Annotated in this window: 28 protein-coding genes; all 28 read left to right on the top strand. The window is 54.3% G+C overall.

From position 1 onward, the window contains the following. The 28 genes from AC4LF3_RS10990 to AC4LF3_RS10855 all read left to right on the top strand — a co-directional run bounded on the left by AC4LF3_RS10990 (window position 1) and on the right by AC4LF3_RS10855 (window position 15,397). On the top strand, window positions 1-786 hold the full coding sequence (locus AC4LF3_RS10990; RefSeq protein ID WP_491835305.1) for a hypothetical protein: 786 nt from the start codon (window positions 1-3) through the stop codon (window positions 784-786). Then, the gene (locus tag AC4LF3_RS10985) at window positions 786-1,451 is read left to right on the top strand and encodes a replication protein P (RefSeq protein WP_491835304.1); all 666 of its coding nucleotides are present in this window, start codon (window positions 786-788) and stop codon (window positions 1,449-1,451) included. Before AC4LF3_RS10990 ends, AC4LF3_RS10985 begins: the two co-directional genes overlap by 1 nt. Then, window positions 1,448-1,645, top strand: a complete 198-nt coding sequence (locus AC4LF3_RS10980) for a hypothetical protein (protein ID WP_491835303.1) — start codon at window positions 1,448-1,450, stop codon at window positions 1,643-1,645. Before AC4LF3_RS10985 ends, AC4LF3_RS10980 begins: the two co-directional genes overlap by 4 nt. After that, the gene (locus AC4LF3_RS10975) at window positions 1,642-1,794 is read left to right on the top strand and encodes a hypothetical protein (protein ID WP_491835302.1); all 153 of its coding nucleotides are present in this window, start codon (window positions 1,642-1,644) and stop codon (window positions 1,792-1,794) included. The genes AC4LF3_RS10980 and AC4LF3_RS10975 overlap by 4 nt, the downstream gene beginning before the upstream one ends. Beyond that, a complete protein-coding gene (locus tag AC4LF3_RS10970; protein WP_491835301.1) occupies window positions 1,791-1,988 on the top strand; it encodes a hypothetical protein in 198 nt (65 codons plus the stop codon). Before AC4LF3_RS10975 ends, AC4LF3_RS10970 begins: the two co-directional genes overlap by 4 nt. Before the next feature lie 187 nt (window positions 1,989-2,175). After that, the gene (locus AC4LF3_RS10965) at window positions 2,176-2,394 is read left to right on the top strand and encodes a hypothetical protein (protein ID WP_073450237.1); all 219 of its coding nucleotides are present in this window, start codon (window positions 2,176-2,178) and stop codon (window positions 2,392-2,394) included. After that, a complete protein-coding gene (locus tag AC4LF3_RS10960) occupies window positions 2,391-2,747 on the top strand; it encodes a hypothetical protein (RefSeq protein WP_491835300.1) in 357 nt (118 codons plus the stop codon). Before AC4LF3_RS10965 ends, AC4LF3_RS10960 begins: the two co-directional genes overlap by 4 nt. Then, entirely contained in the window at window positions 2,747-3,181 is a 435-nt protein-coding gene (locus AC4LF3_RS10955) for a recombination protein NinB (RefSeq protein WP_150347222.1), read from the top strand. Before AC4LF3_RS10960 ends, AC4LF3_RS10955 begins: the two co-directional genes overlap by 1 nt. After that, entirely contained in the window at window positions 3,178-3,492 is a 315-nt protein-coding gene (locus AC4LF3_RS10950; protein WP_491835299.1) for a hypothetical protein, read from the top strand. Before AC4LF3_RS10955 ends, AC4LF3_RS10950 begins: the two co-directional genes overlap by 4 nt. Next, window positions 3,489-3,713 (top strand): DUF3310 domain-containing protein, encoded by a 225-nt coding sequence (locus tag AC4LF3_RS10945; RefSeq protein WP_491835298.1) that lies wholly within the window; start codon window positions 3,489-3,491, stop codon window positions 3,711-3,713. Before AC4LF3_RS10950 ends, AC4LF3_RS10945 begins: the two co-directional genes overlap by 4 nt. Next, window positions 3,710-3,883: a hypothetical protein gene (locus tag AC4LF3_RS10940; protein ID WP_491835297.1), complete on the top strand. Its 174-nt coding sequence runs from the start codon at window positions 3,710-3,712 to the stop codon at window positions 3,881-3,883. Before AC4LF3_RS10945 ends, AC4LF3_RS10940 begins: the two co-directional genes overlap by 4 nt. Next, window positions 3,880-4,248 carry a RusA family crossover junction endodeoxyribonuclease gene (locus tag AC4LF3_RS10935; protein ID WP_491835296.1) on the top strand — a complete coding sequence of 123 codons (369 nt, stop codon included), beginning with the start codon at window positions 3,880-3,882 and terminating at the stop codon, window positions 4,246-4,248. The genes AC4LF3_RS10940 and AC4LF3_RS10935 overlap by 4 nt, the downstream gene beginning before the upstream one ends. Continuing rightward, window positions 4,239-4,835 (top strand): hypothetical protein, encoded by a 597-nt coding sequence (locus AC4LF3_RS10930; protein WP_491835295.1) that lies wholly within the window; start codon window positions 4,239-4,241, stop codon window positions 4,833-4,835. Before AC4LF3_RS10935 ends, AC4LF3_RS10930 begins: the two co-directional genes overlap by 10 nt. Window positions 4,836-5,158: 323 nt before the next feature. Then, window positions 5,159-5,545 (top strand): putative holin, encoded by a 387-nt coding sequence (locus AC4LF3_RS10925; RefSeq protein WP_010794601.1) that lies wholly within the window; start codon window positions 5,159-5,161, stop codon window positions 5,543-5,545. Next, window positions 5,542-6,006 (top strand): phage holin family protein, encoded by a 465-nt coding sequence (locus tag AC4LF3_RS10920; RefSeq protein ID WP_491835294.1) that lies wholly within the window; start codon window positions 5,542-5,544, stop codon window positions 6,004-6,006. Before AC4LF3_RS10925 ends, AC4LF3_RS10920 begins: the two co-directional genes overlap by 4 nt. After that, a complete protein-coding gene (locus tag AC4LF3_RS10915) occupies window positions 6,006-6,431 on the top strand; it encodes a glycoside hydrolase family protein (RefSeq protein ID WP_288659521.1) in 426 nt (141 codons plus the stop codon). The genes AC4LF3_RS10920 and AC4LF3_RS10915 overlap by 1 nt, the downstream gene beginning before the upstream one ends. A gap of 3 nt (window positions 6,432-6,434) precedes the next feature. Then, the gene (locus tag AC4LF3_RS10910) at window positions 6,435-6,941 is read left to right on the top strand and encodes a DUF2514 family protein (RefSeq protein WP_491835293.1); all 507 of its coding nucleotides are present in this window, start codon (window positions 6,435-6,437) and stop codon (window positions 6,939-6,941) included. After that, entirely contained in the window at window positions 6,938-7,354 is a 417-nt protein-coding gene (locus tag AC4LF3_RS10905; RefSeq protein ID WP_491835292.1) for a hypothetical protein, read from the top strand. The genes AC4LF3_RS10910 and AC4LF3_RS10905 overlap by 4 nt, the downstream gene beginning before the upstream one ends. Window positions 7,355-7,422: 68 nt before the next feature. Next, window positions 7,423-9,003, top strand: coding sequence for a cellulase family glycosylhydrolase (locus AC4LF3_RS10900; protein WP_491835291.1), 1,581 nt, complete (start codon window positions 7,423-7,425; stop codon window positions 9,001-9,003). Window positions 9,004-9,012: 9 nt separating this feature from the next. Then, complete coding sequence (locus tag AC4LF3_RS10895) at window positions 9,013-9,168, top strand: hypothetical protein (RefSeq protein ID WP_159435136.1); 156 nt, start codon at window positions 9,013-9,015, stop codon at window positions 9,166-9,168. Then, window positions 9,165-9,383, top strand: a complete 219-nt coding sequence (locus tag AC4LF3_RS10890; RefSeq protein WP_491835290.1) for a hypothetical protein — start codon at window positions 9,165-9,167, stop codon at window positions 9,381-9,383. The genes AC4LF3_RS10895 and AC4LF3_RS10890 overlap by 4 nt, the downstream gene beginning before the upstream one ends. A 12-nt stretch (window positions 9,384-9,395) precedes the next feature. Continuing rightward, window positions 9,396-9,836, top strand: coding sequence for a terminase (locus AC4LF3_RS10885; RefSeq protein ID WP_475256083.1), 441 nt, complete (start codon window positions 9,396-9,398; stop codon window positions 9,834-9,836). Next, window positions 9,814-11,121, top strand: a complete 1,308-nt coding sequence (locus AC4LF3_RS10880; RefSeq protein ID WP_491835289.1) for a terminase large subunit domain-containing protein — start codon at window positions 9,814-9,816, stop codon at window positions 11,119-11,121. The genes AC4LF3_RS10885 and AC4LF3_RS10880 overlap by 23 nt, the downstream gene beginning before the upstream one ends. Then, complete coding sequence (locus tag AC4LF3_RS10875) at window positions 11,121-12,551, top strand: DUF4055 domain-containing protein (RefSeq protein WP_491835288.1); 1,431 nt, start codon at window positions 11,121-11,123, stop codon at window positions 12,549-12,551. The genes AC4LF3_RS10880 and AC4LF3_RS10875 overlap by 1 nt, the downstream gene beginning before the upstream one ends. Beyond that, a complete protein-coding gene (locus tag AC4LF3_RS10870) occupies window positions 12,544-12,804 on the top strand; it encodes a hypothetical protein (RefSeq protein WP_491835287.1) in 261 nt (86 codons plus the stop codon). The genes AC4LF3_RS10875 and AC4LF3_RS10870 overlap by 8 nt, the downstream gene beginning before the upstream one ends. Then, complete coding sequence (locus AC4LF3_RS10865) at window positions 12,794-13,900, top strand: minor capsid protein (protein WP_491835286.1); 1,107 nt, start codon at window positions 12,794-12,796, stop codon at window positions 13,898-13,900. Before AC4LF3_RS10870 ends, AC4LF3_RS10865 begins: the two co-directional genes overlap by 11 nt. A gap of 47 nt (window positions 13,901-13,947) precedes the next feature. Continuing rightward, window positions 13,948-14,544, top strand: a complete 597-nt coding sequence (locus tag AC4LF3_RS10860) for a hypothetical protein (protein ID WP_491835285.1) — start codon at window positions 13,948-13,950, stop codon at window positions 14,542-14,544. A gap of 136 nt (window positions 14,545-14,680) precedes the next feature. Further along, window positions 14,681-15,397 carry a hypothetical protein gene (locus AC4LF3_RS10855; protein ID WP_491835284.1) on the top strand — a complete coding sequence of 239 codons (717 nt, stop codon included), beginning with the start codon at window positions 14,681-14,683 and terminating at the stop codon, window positions 15,395-15,397. The last annotated feature ends 10 nt before the right edge of the window (window positions 15,398-15,407 follow it).

The raw sequence follows: 15,407 nt of genomic DNA, 5'->3' as shown, positions 1-15,407 counted from the left end.
ATGAGATACACCATAACAATCAATCAGGCCAAAGCTATCGAATGGGGCCTAAACGCTCAGCAAGCCATCCTATTTGCTTTCGTCTATGAATGCCCTAGCTGGGCCCGACTAATTAATAACGAAGATGGAACCTTCTTTGCGCTCGCTAAGAGAAAGGTAGCCGAAGAGCTGCCAATCCTTACTGACAAGCCAGACACTATCTACAGGATGCTTAAGAGCCTGGAGACTATTGGTCTGATTCTGCTTTCATCCACTGCTTCTATCACCCTGGTTCAACTTACAGATAAGGGGCGTGAGTGGAATAAGAAGGTGGATGGGTCGGAAAAATATCCGACCCCTATGCCGCAAACCTCGGAAAAATATCCGACCTACCTCGGAAAAATATCCGAGCAAGGGTCGGAAAATTCTCCGACAAATAAGGATATAAGTAATAAGGATACAAGTAATAAGTCTTCTCTTGCTGTGGTTCCCACAGAAAAGAAGAAATCTTCAACCCCTCGCTCGAAAGCTTCACGCATTGCTCACGACTGGATACTTCCAAGCGCTTATCTCGACTGGGCGCTGAACAACTTCCCCAGTTACTCAGAGCAACACGTCTTCCTGATGGCTGAAAAATTCAAGGACTACTGGCTAGCCCGTGCGGGTGCTGCTGCCTTGAAAGCGGACTGGTTCGCTACTTGGCGCAACTGGGTTCGTACAGACGCAGAGCGCGCACAAGTCAATAACAAAACCAAAGGCCCCGATTTTGACGACACGTCATGGGCTGATGACCTAGGAGCACTGTGATGCAAAACGCCAAAGACCTAGTTCCAGCCGCGACAGCCAAGATCGTCCGTGCTGAGAACCGCTTTGTTAACGAACCAGCCTCCATCGACCAGGGAAGTGCGCGAGTAGTGAACATGCTTTTCAAGGAACTGCAATCCATCTTCCCGGCCTGGAAGCAAGCATGGCCCACTGATGAGGCCCTAAATCAGGCCAAGAAGACTTGGACTAAGGGTTTCCGTGATGCCGGGATCAACACTATTGAGCAGATCAAGTTTGGTATCCAGGCGTGCCGGAACCTAGGTCAGGACTTCGCCCCCAGCGTTGGCCGCTTCATCAAGATGTGTGAACCCACCGCTGAGATGCTTGGCCTGCCATCTGCTGACAAGGCCTATACCGAAGCCTGCCGCAATGCTCACCCATCTGCTGACCGCCACTGGACCCATGCAGCGGTGATGCACGCAGCCAACGAAACCGGCTTCTACAACCTGAACACGCTCAAGGAAGACGAGAGCAAGAAGCTGTTCAACCGCAACTATGACATTGCCTGCCGCATGGTTGCCAAGGGTGAGCCGCTGAAGGAGATCCCGAAGGCCCTGCCGTCTGAGGTGAGCGTTCCTGCCAAGCCTGAGACCGTTAACCGTGAGCTGGCAAAGATGCGCGCCATGCTGAAAGGAGGTCGGGTATGAACTGGAAACCAGACGGTAAATACGTCCTGCGCGGCGAGTCGGGCTATCAAATTGCGAAATACATGATCGCTGAAGAAGCCCGTTACCAACCCTGGCTAGGCATGGAAGCCATCGGCTACCCCTGCGACAGCGTGAAGGAAGCCAAGGAGCGCTGTGAGCGTCATTTGCAGATCATGGGGAGGGAAGCGGCATGAGTTTCCTTGATGTGCGTTTGGGGCGGTTTGGGTATGACCGCCACCACAAGCTGAGTAAGCCTGGGATCCAGGTTCGAGTCTATGGCAGCGGGCTATGGAAGCACTTAGGGCTGGGCGTTTTCTTTCTTGCTGAACGGGAGGCTGTATGACCTGCAAGCTCTGTAAATCAGCCAAGACCTCAAGCTTCGGTATCCAGACCCCGCATGTGTACTGCCATACCTGTGGCGGGCATGAGTACGAAGGCCAGTTGATCGACAGAAAGACATGGGACGCCTGGGTAAATGGCCTGATTGAGCGCCCTGAGCGCATCCAGCAGTTAGAAATGTTCAAGGGGGCGGCATGAGGACCTACACCCTCACTACTGACCAGCTCAGAGAGTTTGGAGAGCGCGTTCATGCAGCAGGCTTTAAACGTCGACTAACTGTGATTGAGAACGGCGGCAACCCTGATGATCTGTTGAACACAGAGCCATATCTGCACATCCGCTGCCAGGACGTAGAGGATCAGCTGTGCTGGCTATGGAGGATGCAATGAGCAAGCCTCAAACAGCTTTCAAGTTGCCTAGCGAGGATCTAGTTGCATTACGTGACGAGATAGCTATGCGGACCCTTCAGACGCTGCTCATGAAAGGCACCTGGGGGCATAAAGGCGAAGACGGCCAGCACGTCCCTTACAAGAATATGCGTGAGTTCAGCGATGCTGCTTATAGCTTTGCTGACGAGATGCTTGCTGCCAGGGAGCGTAAATGATGAGCAAGTGGGATGAACTCAAGCTCGCAGCAGAGCGGCTAAAAGCTGGTGTTCAAGATGCTGAGTCATTTGATGAGCACCAAACGCTGATGACCCTTTACAGCATGTCTTTCCGTGAGCAGGCGAACCCTGCCGCAGTGTTAGAGCTGATCGCTGAGAACGAGAGGCTACGCCAAATCATCATCAATAGCTCCAAGGAAGTAGGTGCTGCTTTATCCACGGAATGCAGCCTCGAATTTATGGAGCGCCTTCCACAGGAGATATGGCTAGTGATGCAAAGGCAACAGGACGGCGCAGATCAGCTGACGGCTGAGTTGGCAGAGCTGCGGACTCTATCAGGAGGTAAGCGCTAATGGATCACATCATCCGTACCCCTATGGATCGCCAGCGTCTGATCGGTTTCCTGTCCGGCCTGGACCTGACCAAGCCGCGCAAGATCGCTATCACTGAGATCCGCAGCAAGCGCAGTGATGCACAGAACCGTTTGCTCTGGATGTGGAACAACGAGATTCAGAAGCACCTGCGTGAAGCCTATGGACAGATCGCCAGTGCTGAAGAGTGGCACGAAATAATGGTTGCCAAGCTGTGGCCGTCCGAATTGCACCGTGTTGAGCTGCCAGATGGGTCTGCATACAAGGTAGGCCGCGCCAAGACACGCGGCTTCACCCAGGCGCAGATGACCGAGTACCTGGAGATGCTGGACCAGTACTGCGCTGAGAGCCTAGGCCTGCTACTGCCGCACCCAGAAGACTTGATGATGGCTATCTACGGAAGGAGAGCCGCATGACTTTTCTCCGTCAGCGTCAACCCGCCTACCGATCAGACCGCTGGCTAGCTGCCGTCCGGTCACTGGAAAACTGCGTGCTGTGTGGGGCCTATGGCGTCCAGGCAGCACACCGAAACGAATCAAAGGGAATGAGCATGAAGGTTGATGACTGCTTGAGCGCTGCCCTGTGCCCAAGCTGCCACTACGAGATCGACAACGGCCACCGGTTGACCAAGGAAGAACGCCGCGCCGAACTGGACAAGGCGGTACTGCTAACCATCCGTGAGCTGGCCCAGCGTGGCCTGATCGAAGTCAAGAAGGTGAAGCCATGAGCCATAACGAAATTACTAATCCAGCTCATTACGACCTATTTCCAGGGCAGCAAGCAATTGACGTCATCAAAGCTGCCATGACTGCCGAGGAATACCGCGGCTACCTCAAGGGTAACTGTCTGAAATATCGCCTGCGTGCCGGTGAGAAAGGGCCTGCTGACAAATGCTTGGCTAAGGCTAACTGGTATCGGGACAGGCTGTTTCAGGAGTTTGGCGAATGAGGTTCCCAGACGACCAGCTGGACATGTTCAGCCAAGAGAAACACCCACACCTCTATGACTTCAACGAAGAGAGGACCGATAGGGTCGCGGTTTCCCACGGCGACGGCGAACACTACCGGGTCGGTGATGAGTGGTTACGTGAATACGGCCTCATGGATGGTGCCCAATGACCACTATCACTCTTCCATGGCCGCCCAGCGTAAACACCTATTGGAGGCATCCAAGCAAGGGCGCATTGGCCGGTAGACACCTCATCAGTGAAAAGGGGCGCGCATACCGCGCCTCTGTGCAGGCGGAATGCCTCCTATCTTGCGTTCAGAAGCGAGAAGGGCGTTTACAGGTGGTAATCACTGCCTGTCCTCCAGATCGTCGCCAGAGAGACCTGGACAACCTTCTCAAGGGGCTGCTCGATGCGCTGACACATGGCGGTGCATGGCAAGACGACAGCCAGATCGATGACCTACGCATTATTCGCGGCCCGGTGCGGGCTGGTGGATTGGTACAGATTGAAATTGGAGAACACCCATGCGCCTGAATTCATTGAAGTCCGCACGTATTGCTTGGCATGACTGCTTTTACCAATCCCGCGTTAGCGTCTTGGCCGTCGCAGAAGAAACAGCGGCGCTAGGCTGCTCAATTCAACGCACAGAGCGAGATAGCCGCACATACGTGGCAATGCATCAAGCGGTGTGCGGACGCATCCAGAAGGCCATACAAACGCTTCCGCTGCATCTGCGGACATTCGGTGACTGGATGTACTCGCCACTCGCCACGGATGATCAGAAGGACTTTGCCGAGGCACTGATCTACCAGATGGCTCATATCAAGTTCGAGATGACCCTGAAGAAGAAGGAGAAGGCCAGGGCAGTAGCTCGGGCCGTCCTGTTCCGGTACCGCCGGATGCACCAGGGTGGGCAGAGTGAAGGTATCGACCCACTGGCAAAGCCTGAACATTTCCGCAAGTGGGTAGAGCTTGAATGCGGCGTAAAGCTCAGTGAGTTCAACTTTGTCCGCGAGTGGGAAGAGTACATCGATGCGTGCTTTAACGTGTGCAATGACCTGGACAAAGAAGCCTTGAAACCAGTCGCTCAACTCATCGGATCAATGCGACAAGCGGCATAGTGAATATTGACGTTATAACATTTGCATTTTGATTTAGATTTGCTATGCTTTTCTCATAATTTAAGACCTCACCCAGAAGAAACCCGGCCACTGTGTCGGGTTTTTTATTGCCTGAAATAAGGCCCTAATTAGTCCCGCATGCGTGCTCCCGTACGGACAAAAGCCCCATGACGGACCAATAGACAGGTGAATGGACTGGTAGATACCGGTCGCCGAGAGATTCACTAGCCGGAGTGTCGGGCCGGCCACCTGTCACCCTTTACGCCAAGCGCCTTGGCACCCGCTGATCCCCTTTACAGCGGGATTTTACAACCGGAGCAAACATGGCCGAACCCACGACCAGCTTAGGTACACCGCTGGCTGCGGGATTTTTCGGACTCAGTTTAGCCAGCATCTTCCCCGGAGTGGACTTAGCCGCCGTAGTAGGCGCGTTCGGGGGAGCATTCGCTTTTATCATTTTCGCCAAGGATCTTAAGGTGCTGCAGCGCCTGGGCTACCTCTTTGTGGGGTGGATAGGCGGCTACTTCGGAGCTGTAGAGCTGCTTGCTCAGAAATGGGCGCAAACCAGCGGCTTTGCAGCATTCATCGCAGGCCTTATTTGTGTAGTTGTCTGCATCTCAGTCTTGGAAGCCATACAGACTGGACGCGCGCCCAAGTGGCTCCTGTTCATTCTGAATCGCTTCCTTGGTAAGCGAGACACGCAGCCATGACCTCAACCTCGGTACTGATCTTTTTAACCATCCTGTTTGCAACCATCTCGGCCGTGTACTACCGCCGGGATAACCAGGCAGGGGCAATGTGCGCTGCTGCGATGACAGGGGCCATGGCGACCTACGGATACCTGACTGAGCCCATTCGTTATGCGGCTCTGGCTCAAGCCTCCGTATGCGCGGGCATCTGCATCATGATCGCCTTCAAGTATTCAAGGGGCCGGTCAAAGTACCGCCTCCTGCCTAGCCTCTGCGCGTTCGGACTGGCCTCGGCCACCGCTCAGCAATGGCTAAGCATCTCAGGCCGCATCCTCGTGTACGGGGAATGGCCAGAAGTATCCATCTACAACACCATGATTCTCGCCATCATCCTGATATTGGTCTGCCGAGCGAACGGCAACGTCGCCAAGATCGCTACATGGGATGAATGGGACGGACGCACTGAGCGGAGACGGCATTAATGGCTATCGACATGGCAAGGCTTCAGCGTCGTCTTGCCGCAAAGGAAGGCAAGCGCAGTAAGCCGTATTCAGATACAGAAGGAAAGCTAACCATAGGCATTGGTCGCAACCTGGACGACAAGGGCCTCAGAGACTCTGAGATTGCCTTTCTCCTGGCTAACGATATCGATGATGCAATCAAAGATGCCTTGGCTGTAGTGCCTCGCTACCAATCGCTGGATGGCGTGCGGCAGGAAGTCATGATCGAGATGGCTTTCAACCTTGGCCGCTCCCGTCTGGCGGGCTTCAAGAAGATGCTGGCAGCCATTGGTAATCAGCAGTTCGACCTAGCCGCTACTGAGATGCTGGACAGCAAGTGGGCCAGCCAAGTCAAAGGGCGCGCCAAAGAACTCGCCCAGGCAATGCGTACCGGCACCTGGGGCTAACCCATGCAATCGCTCATCCTCAAGTGGGGCATAGCTGCCGCTATCGTCCTTGCGCTCCTTTATGCCCCATACCGCTATGGAGTGCATGAGACTAATGAAAAGCGTGATAGCCAGGACAATGCGGCCCTTGCCAAAGCGAACGAGAAAGTCGCGGAGGCCGAGAGAAAAGCGAGAGCGATCGAAGACGGGTGGAGAAAGAAGTTTGACGAACTCGGCGCAGACACCGCAAAGCAGATTGAAGCTGCAAAGGCTGATGCCGCTGATGCTGATGCTGCTAGTAACCGCCTGCGCAAGCAAACAGAACGACTTACCGCTTCCCTCCGTAGCTGCCCCACGGGTGCCGCCACTGCCGAGGGAGGCGAGACAAGAGCCCGCGCCGCAATGGTGCTCTCCGACGTGCTCGGCCGGATGGATGCACGAGCAAGAGAGCTGGCTGCAGCTTATGACCGATCAAGGATTGCCGGCAGTGCCTGTCAGTCCGCTTATGACGCCATCAGGAACAACCAATGAATCTGTACGTTGACTGTGAGTTCAACTCGTTCAAAGGCGCATTGATTTCAATGGCATTGGTGGATGAGTACGGCTCTGAATGGTACGAGGTGCTTGGCTGCGATAACCCTGATCCATGGGTTGCTGAGCATGTAATGCCGATCCTTAACAAGGAGCCGGTAAGCATGACTGAGTTTCAAAGCAGCCTTGCTGGTTTCCTGTCGCAGTACGGAAACATTCACATCATCGCTGACTGGCCGGAAGACATCGCCCACTTTTGTGAGTCGCTGATTACCGGTCCGGGGTATCGACTGGATACGCCGCCTCTAACGATGGAAGTCCGGCGCGACCTGGATGCTGAATCCGCTTTACCTCATAACGCCCTAGAAGACGCCAAAGCTATTCGAAAGCTTGCGTTGGGCATTACTGACTAACCAATAACCCATAGGCCAGTGACCGAGTTTGTGTAGTCCGGCGCGGCAACCAAACGAGGAAGAGTCACATGGCCGAAATGCCCAAAATAGTCGTTCTTACGGACGACGAACTCACTGCGCTCATCGATAGCAGTGTTACGAAGGCTATAGCGCCGTTATCGGCAGCAATCGCCAAGATCAATGCAGGTACGCCAGCTACACCGGTAGAAGCGCCTACAAAGCACGTAGAGACGCCTACAGCGCCAATCGAAACGCCAGCAGAGACCACAACGTTAAGCCTTGTGCCTAATGAGCAGGTGACTACAGGTGATTGGAACCTAGGCGTATGGGTAGCAGATGACGCTGCACGTATCTCTGTCGCCAGTAACCCTGCCTTGGCTAAAGGGCAGACAGCAGCATTGCCTGACGGCACTACCCGCAAGGTCATCAACGTCGAAGTATTTAACGATAAGACAAGCGTAACCTTTGATGGTAACAAGCTGGATCCAAGCAAGGTGGCTGGTAAGGCGGTGATCTTCACTGTCCCAAAGTCTGAAGGGTCGGCCAATGTGCCGGCCAATGAACCTGTAAACATTACAGACACAAACCAGAAGCAGGCTATCCCGCTCATCTGGTGGAATCTGGTGGGACTGGGTAATAACCCCTACGTCCAAGGCGCAGTGCTTGAGACTCACTACCGAGAGCCTCAAGAGCGTCACTGGAAAGAGATCCAGCAGCACGATATCAAGGGTATCCGCCTAGTGACAGCGGTGGAGAGGTTTTGGCAAGGCTCGCAGTCAGCCGGTCTAAACCCTGCATACGTTGCCCTGATCCACAAGCAGTACAAGTGGGCAGGTCAGTATGGCGTAACCCATATGAACATCGACCTGCATAGCTATCTGCGTGTATGGCGAGTCGTTCCGGCCGGCACCAATAAGCCGGGCTACCTGTACATGGACTTCAATGGCAAGCGTACCGAGTGGACGCCTGTTGGTGCTCCAGGTGGTATGAGCTATGACGATTACGCATGGCTGGTAGCTGCGGTATGTAAAGAATTCATGCAGTACCCGAACTTCGAAGGGGTAGGTGCTGCTAACGAGCCTCATAACCGAGGCGAAAGCGACTTCAACGTCGAGCAAGGCTACAAGGCCAACGTCCAGAAGATCGTTGATGCATGGCCCAGCAAGACGCACAAGCTTCACCTGTGTGGATGTGGATACGCCACAACCCGCAACTGGGTGGCTGTATCGAGCTGGATGGCATCGATCAAGGACCCAAACAAGATCATTGTCTTCGAAGGCCACAACTACCTGGATGGAAACACGGGTGGCGGTGGAGCCTGGGCTAATCGCAATGAGCAGATCCCTGAAGGCAACTTCATCAAGATGGTTGAAAACTGGGTGAAGTGGGGCGAAGACAATAACGTCGCCCTGTTCATGGGTGAGCATGGCTATCCATCAGGTAATACATCAGCTGAGAAAGCCACAGCAAAGGGTCTCGACTACCTGATCAGCAAGCGCGTGCCGTCTGCCCAGTGGGAGTACGGCCCAGGCATCCCTAACGGTGATGTGCTTGGCCTATCCGATGACACCTTCGCCTACAAGGCCAGTCGAGTGCCAACGGTCGATCGCGCCAGCAAGACCACCGACAAATGGGGGCCAAGAGCCTAGGTGAAGGCCATGACACAGTGGAAGGTAACAACAGACGACAATGATGAGCGGATCGTAGAGGCTGACTCTGTCGTCTGGCGTGGCCGCCTAGCAACCTTTTACTGCGGCGCGGAAGAGATTGAGTACTTCTACGGTGTGGTATCAATTCAACGGGTGATCGAATGAGTGCTGATAAGGTGGTTTCCACCCAAGAGGTCGCAAAAGACATCCTCAAGCTTCTTAATCTTGAAGGTCGGCGCGTCAAGGCAGTGAGCTTTCATTTTGAAGTCAATGAAGCAGTAGAGATTCAGGTGAAGCTGTTGGCTACTCAGCAGCAGGCCCAGGAAGTGATCGAGATCATCAAGCAGTACGAACTCCATGAGAAGCCTGAAAAGGTGTAGCGGCAATGAACTATGGGCAGACCAACAAGCTACAAGGCGGAGTACGCCGCACAGGCACTCAAGCTTTGCAAGCTGGGCCTGACCGATAAAGAACTAGCAGAATACTTCGAGGTGTCCGAGCAGACATTGAATGCTTGGAAGAAGTCTCATCCAGCGTTTCTTGAGTCCCTAAAGGGCGGGAAAACGATGGCTGATGCCGAGGTTGCTTCGAAGCTATTCCATAGGGCGACTGGATACTCACATGACGATCTGGACATAAGGGTCGTTAATGGCGAGATCATCCAGACGCCTATCATCAAACACTATCCTCCTGACACTACCGCAGCAATCTTCTGGCTAAAGAACAGACAGCGTAACAAGTGGCGTGACAAGCCAGAGGGTGAAGATCAGGAGGAAGCAGTACCGGCCCGCGTTGAGGTAACGATTCGAGATGCTCGTAAACCCGACGCTTAATGTGCCTCAAGCCAGCTTCCTTGCCTTGCCTCACAAATTCCGCGCCTTCGTGGCTGGATTTGGCTCAGGCAAGACATGGGTAGGGTGTTGTGGGCTGTCCCAGCACATGTGGTCATGGCCTCGTGTGAACGCTGGGTACTTCGCTCCAACCTATAGTCAGATACGTGACATTTTCTATCCAACCATGGAAGAGGTGGCTCACGAGTGGGGCTTAAAGGTACTGGTCAATCAGGCCAACCATGAAGTCCATGTCTACAGTGGCCGTGCTTACCGAGGCACGATCATCTGCAGATCCATGGAGAAGCCGCAAACCATCGTAGGCTTCAAGATTGGTCATGCGCTTGTGGATGAGCTGGACGTTATGTCCGCGGTTAAGGCTCAGCAGGCATGGCGAAAGATCATTGCTCGTATGCGCTACAACGTAGACGGGCTAAAGAACGGGGTAGACGTTACAACGACGCCCGAAGGCTTCAAGTTCGTCTATCAGCAGTTCGTCAAGCAGGTAAGAGAGAACCCAGGGTTAGGCCAGCGCTATGGAATGATCCAGGCAAGCACCTACGACAACGAACTCAACCTTCCTGATGACTACATACCCTCACTGTTCGAGTCGTATCCGGAACAGCTGATCAGGGCATACCTGAACGGTCAGTTCGTCAACCTGACGTCAGGATCGATCTATCACACGTATGACCGCAAGCTGAACGCCTCACAGGAGACGATACAGCCAGCAGAACCCCTGTTCATTGGCATGGACTTTAACGTTGGCAAGATGTCGGCCATCGTCCACGTCAAACGCCTGGGTATGCCTCATGCGGTGGATGAGATCATCAACGGCTATGACACGCCGGACATGATCAAGAAGATCAAGGAGCGCTATTGGCTGTACGCCGATGGTGACTATCGCAACACACGGCAGATCAGGATTTACCCTGACGCCTCTGGTGACTCACGAAAGTCAGTGAACGCCAGCACAACGGATATAGCCCAGCTGAAACAAGCAGGCTTTGCCGTCATAGCGCCGCCAAGCAACCCTCCGGTGAAGGATCGCATCAACGCCATGAATGCGATGTTCTGCAATGCCCAGGGTGAGCGCCGCTACCGAGTTAACGCCGACAAGTGCCCGACCTATGCCGACTCATTAGAGCAGCAGGTATGGGCTGCTAACGGTGAGCCAGACAAGACACAAGGCAATGACCATGCGAACGATGCCGGTGGGTACTTCATCCACAAGGACTATCCGATCGTCAAGCCTGTCACCACTATTGCTATGGGATTTGCACGCTAATGGCAGACGTTACTTACGAAAGGCCAGAGCTTACGGCTGCACGACGCCGCTGGCGACTGGTGCGCGACGTCTGCAAAGGCTCCGAACGCATCAAGGAAAGCAAGAGTTTCTACTTGCCCCAGCCCAACCCTGAAGACAAGAGTGAGGCCAACCGGGCGCGCTATGACTCCTACCTTGCTCGGGCGGTGTTCTACAACGCCACAGGGCGGACAAAGAACGGTCTGGTCGGTGCGGTGTTCACGACATGGCCGACGCTTAAGGTTCCCTCTCTGCTCCAGTACGTCAGCGAGGATATCGACGGTCAGGGCGTCAGCATCTACCAACAGAGTCAGGCGGTCATCGGGCATCTGCTCGAAACTGGCCGGCACGGGCTTCTGGTGGACTACCCAGCCATTGACGGCGGGGCATCGCTTGCTGACATGCAGGCCGGGCGCATTCGGGCCACGGTAACTGGGTACAAGGCTGAGGACATCATCAACTGGCGTACGCGCCAGGTAGGTGGTCAGCACGTCCTGTCCCTTGTGGTGCTGAAGGAGCAGTACGAGGAAGACACAGCGGACGGCTTCGGTCAGGAGGTCAAAGACCAGTACCGCGTTCTCAGGCTGACAGATGAAGGTCGGTACGCCGTTGAGATCTGGCGTAATGAGGGTGGCTGGAACATCTTTGACGCTCGTGAGCCAACAGATGGTCGCGGCGCTGCCTGGACTGAAATTCCCTTTACCTTTCTCGGATCGCAGAGCAACGACGCCAATCTCGACGACGCCCCGCTATACGACATGGCGGAACTGAACATTGCCCACTACCGGAACAGTGCTGACTATGAGGACAGCGCCTATCTGGTGGGTCAGCCGCAGGTCTATATCTCCGGTCTGGATGAACAGTGGCGAGACCATATGGAGGAAACCGGGATCTACTTTGGGTCACGTGCGCCGCTGCTGCTTCCCAATGGCGGTCAGGCAGGCATCCTCCAGGCTCAGCCCAATACGCTAGCTAAAGAGGCCATGGACGCCAAGGAACGCCAGATGGTGGCCTTGGGCGCTCGCCTGATCGAGCAGGGCAGTGGAGCCAAGACAGCCACGCAGGAACAGAACGAGAACGCTGCTGAGCATTCGGTTCTCTCTTTGGTGGTCAGCAACGTATCCGAAGCCTACAGCAAGGTGCTGGAGTGGATGGGTCTCTTCATGAATGCCACTGGCAAGATGGAGTACACACTCAACCAGAACTTCGTCCGCGTACAGATCGATGCAAACTTGCTTGCCAACCTGATCAAGGGCGTACAGGCCGGGCTGATTCCTCAGTCCGACTTCTGGCGTCAGCTGCGTGACTATCAGCTGATTGACCCCGAGAAGAAGGACGACGCGATCAGAGACGAGCTTGAGACCACGAGCCCCGGACCAAACCTAGATGAAGAGGTAGAGGAAGATGCCTGATATCCGCGTAGTAGATTTCCAGAAAGAGCATTATCGAAACGCGGCTAAGGCACTCCGTAAGATCGCCGACGATATTGAAAGCGGGGAAGAGCCTGATGTGCAAACCTGCGCATTGGTGATCCTTAACAGTGACAATCCGCCATCCATCTACGGGTTCGGGCCTAGATCAGATGAGCTGTCATGCCTAGCTGCTTTCAAGCTGGGTGATCAGGCGCTTGTAGATGTAATCCTTGGTGAGCGAGATGGCAGCTAATCCAGCACTGTTTGATGCCACGGTTCGTCATGCCGTCTTGCTCGAACGACTCAAGGCCAATGAGGTCGCCAAGTTTGCCCCATTCCTCAAGGAGCTGGATCGAAAGATCAGGGCCAAGCTGAGCGACCCGGATATCACTGAGTACACACGCAAGCGACAGGAGAAGCTGCTAGAGCAGGTTGATAGCCTGTTGCTGGGTATCTTCTCCCGATTCACTGACCAGCTTCAGTTGGATCTGGTTGACCTTGCGATGTACGAAGCTCAGTTCGAGGCATCTAGCCTGAGCAATGCTGCGGCAGTGGCTACGGCTAATACTTCGGTATCGGTGACGTTCGAAGCGGTCCTGCCCGGTGCTGCGGCAATCAAGGCGGCAATCCTTACCAATCCCTTGAGTGTGAGAGGGGTAGACGGTGGAAAGCTGCTAGAGGCCTTCATCCAAGGCTGGACGCAGACAGAACGCCAAAGGATGGTCGGTGCGATACGTCAGGGCTTCTTCGAGGGCCAGACCACAACGCAGATCATCCAGGCTATCCGGGGCACCAAGGCTCAGCAGTATAAAGACGGCATTCTGGCTATCACCGATCGCAACGCCGCGGCAGTGGTCAGGACAGCGGTTCAGCATGTCGCTAGTCAGGCTCGCAGCGAGACGCTGAAGGCCAATAGCGATGTAGTGACTGAGGTGGAATGGGTCAGCACACTCGACAGTCGGACCACTCCGCAGTGCAAGACACTGGACGGGCAACGGTTCCCGGTTGATTCAGGTCCACGGCCACCGATCCACATCAACTGCCGGTCAACCATCGTGCCGATCACCAAGTTCTCGAAGCTATTCAGCCAAGGCGCTACGCGGTCCTCCAAGGGTGCTGAAGGTGGAAAGCAGGTCAGTGCATCACTTAGCTATTACGAGTGGCTTAAAACGCAGCCTGCGAGCTTTCAGGATCAAGCCCTGGGCAAGGCAAGGGCAAAGCTGTTCAGGGATAGCGGATTGAGCGCTGAACGCTTCTCTCAGTTACAGCTGGACAGGAATTTCTCTCCTCTAACTCTGGAGGAGATAAGAAAACTTGAGCCGCTAGCGTTTGAGCGTGCTGGAATTTGAGATATAAGTCGCACTAAATTGCCTGCTTTATTTCAAGGATTGGGCGTATGCGCTGGGTATTTGTGCTTGTTGGCGTTTTCTTGTGCGTTATAAGTGGTCTGCTCGGATTGACAGCAGGGATAAACCTTAATCCCGCATCTACGGTTAAGTATGTTCCGGCATGGGGTAGTTTAGGTGATTGGGTTTCTGGTACTGGAGCTTTATCTGCTGTTCTCGTGACATTGTGGTTAGCAGACCGCCAAAGAAGAGAAGACGTTGAGCAGCTTAATGTTGCAGTCCATGCGAGTTATCCATTCGGCTTAATAGATAGTGCCCCGTTTATATCTCTGGAATTAACGTCTAAGGGAAAGCGACCAGTAACAGTTAAATCCTTAAGTGTCACATCGGCGCATGCAAAGGTTTTCTTGCCTATACCTAGGCTAGCTCCTACTTCGCCTACGCAGCTACCTGCCCGCTTGGAGTATGGCGAGCAAGCAGGGATACACCTAATTCCTGGATTCGAGGCCGTCATCAGAGAGTTTGTTTTAGAACACTGCAAAGGTAGAACTGACGGACTTAATTTCGAGGTGCGTACTACTACTGGCACTTGGAAGGAAACGCTTTCGGATGGTTTGCTTGAGCTAAAAAGGTTAGATGAATACTGATCGTCTAAAGGGTCCTCAGCAAATCAGCCCTTTTTAACAGCAACCCGGCAAATGCCGGGTTTTTGCTTTATGGCCTCGCTAATGCGGGGCTTTTTCATTTCTGGCGGGGCCAGAGTAATCGTCTCGGGGAGACTCCATGACTCTAAAATATCAAGTCGAAAGCCTTGAGGGGCTAGCTGAATCAGTTCAAGCGCTTTATGTCGAGAAGGATGGCAAGTACGTGCTCGCTATTGAGGGAATTCCTCAGGGTGAGGATGTAGCTGGCCTCAAGCAAAAGCTGAACGAGCTGATGGATGAGCGCAAAGAAGAGAAGCGCCGCCGACAGGAAGCCGAAGAGGCAGCCAAACGCGCAGCCGAGGAACACGCCCGCAAGACAGGCGACGTCGATGCCCTTCAGAAGTCCTGGGAAGAGAAGTACACCAAAGCGCTGACCGACAAGGATCAGACGGTTCTCTCTCTGCAAGCCCAGATTCAAAAGCTGACCGTAGGCGCTACCGCAGCATCCCTTGCAGGCGAGCTCGCCGTACAGGGCAGTTCTGGCGTTCTGGAAAGGCTGATTGCTCCACGTCTGAGCATGGAAATCCGAGACGGCAAGCCAACTGTTGTGGTGCTCGACCCTGAGGGTCGTCCATCCGCCATGACAGTGGCCGAATACAAGGCAGAAATCACAAATGATCCAGCATTGGCACCGCTGATTGCGGGATCGAGAGCTACCGGCGGCGGGGCTGGTGGTAGCAAGAGCGGCGGGGCCGCAAAGAGTTTCAATCAACTAACTGGAATGGAGCGAGTAGAGCTCCGCCGTACCAATCCCGCCGAATACGAGCGCCTGAAAGCGCAGTCGGCAGCTCATTAAGGAAATAAGC

The sequence above is a fragment of the Pseudomonas sp. C2.3V genome (assembly GCF_058536325.1).
Note: the sequence above shows the minus strand (reverse complement) of the source record. Positions and strands in the feature narration are given on the sequence as shown.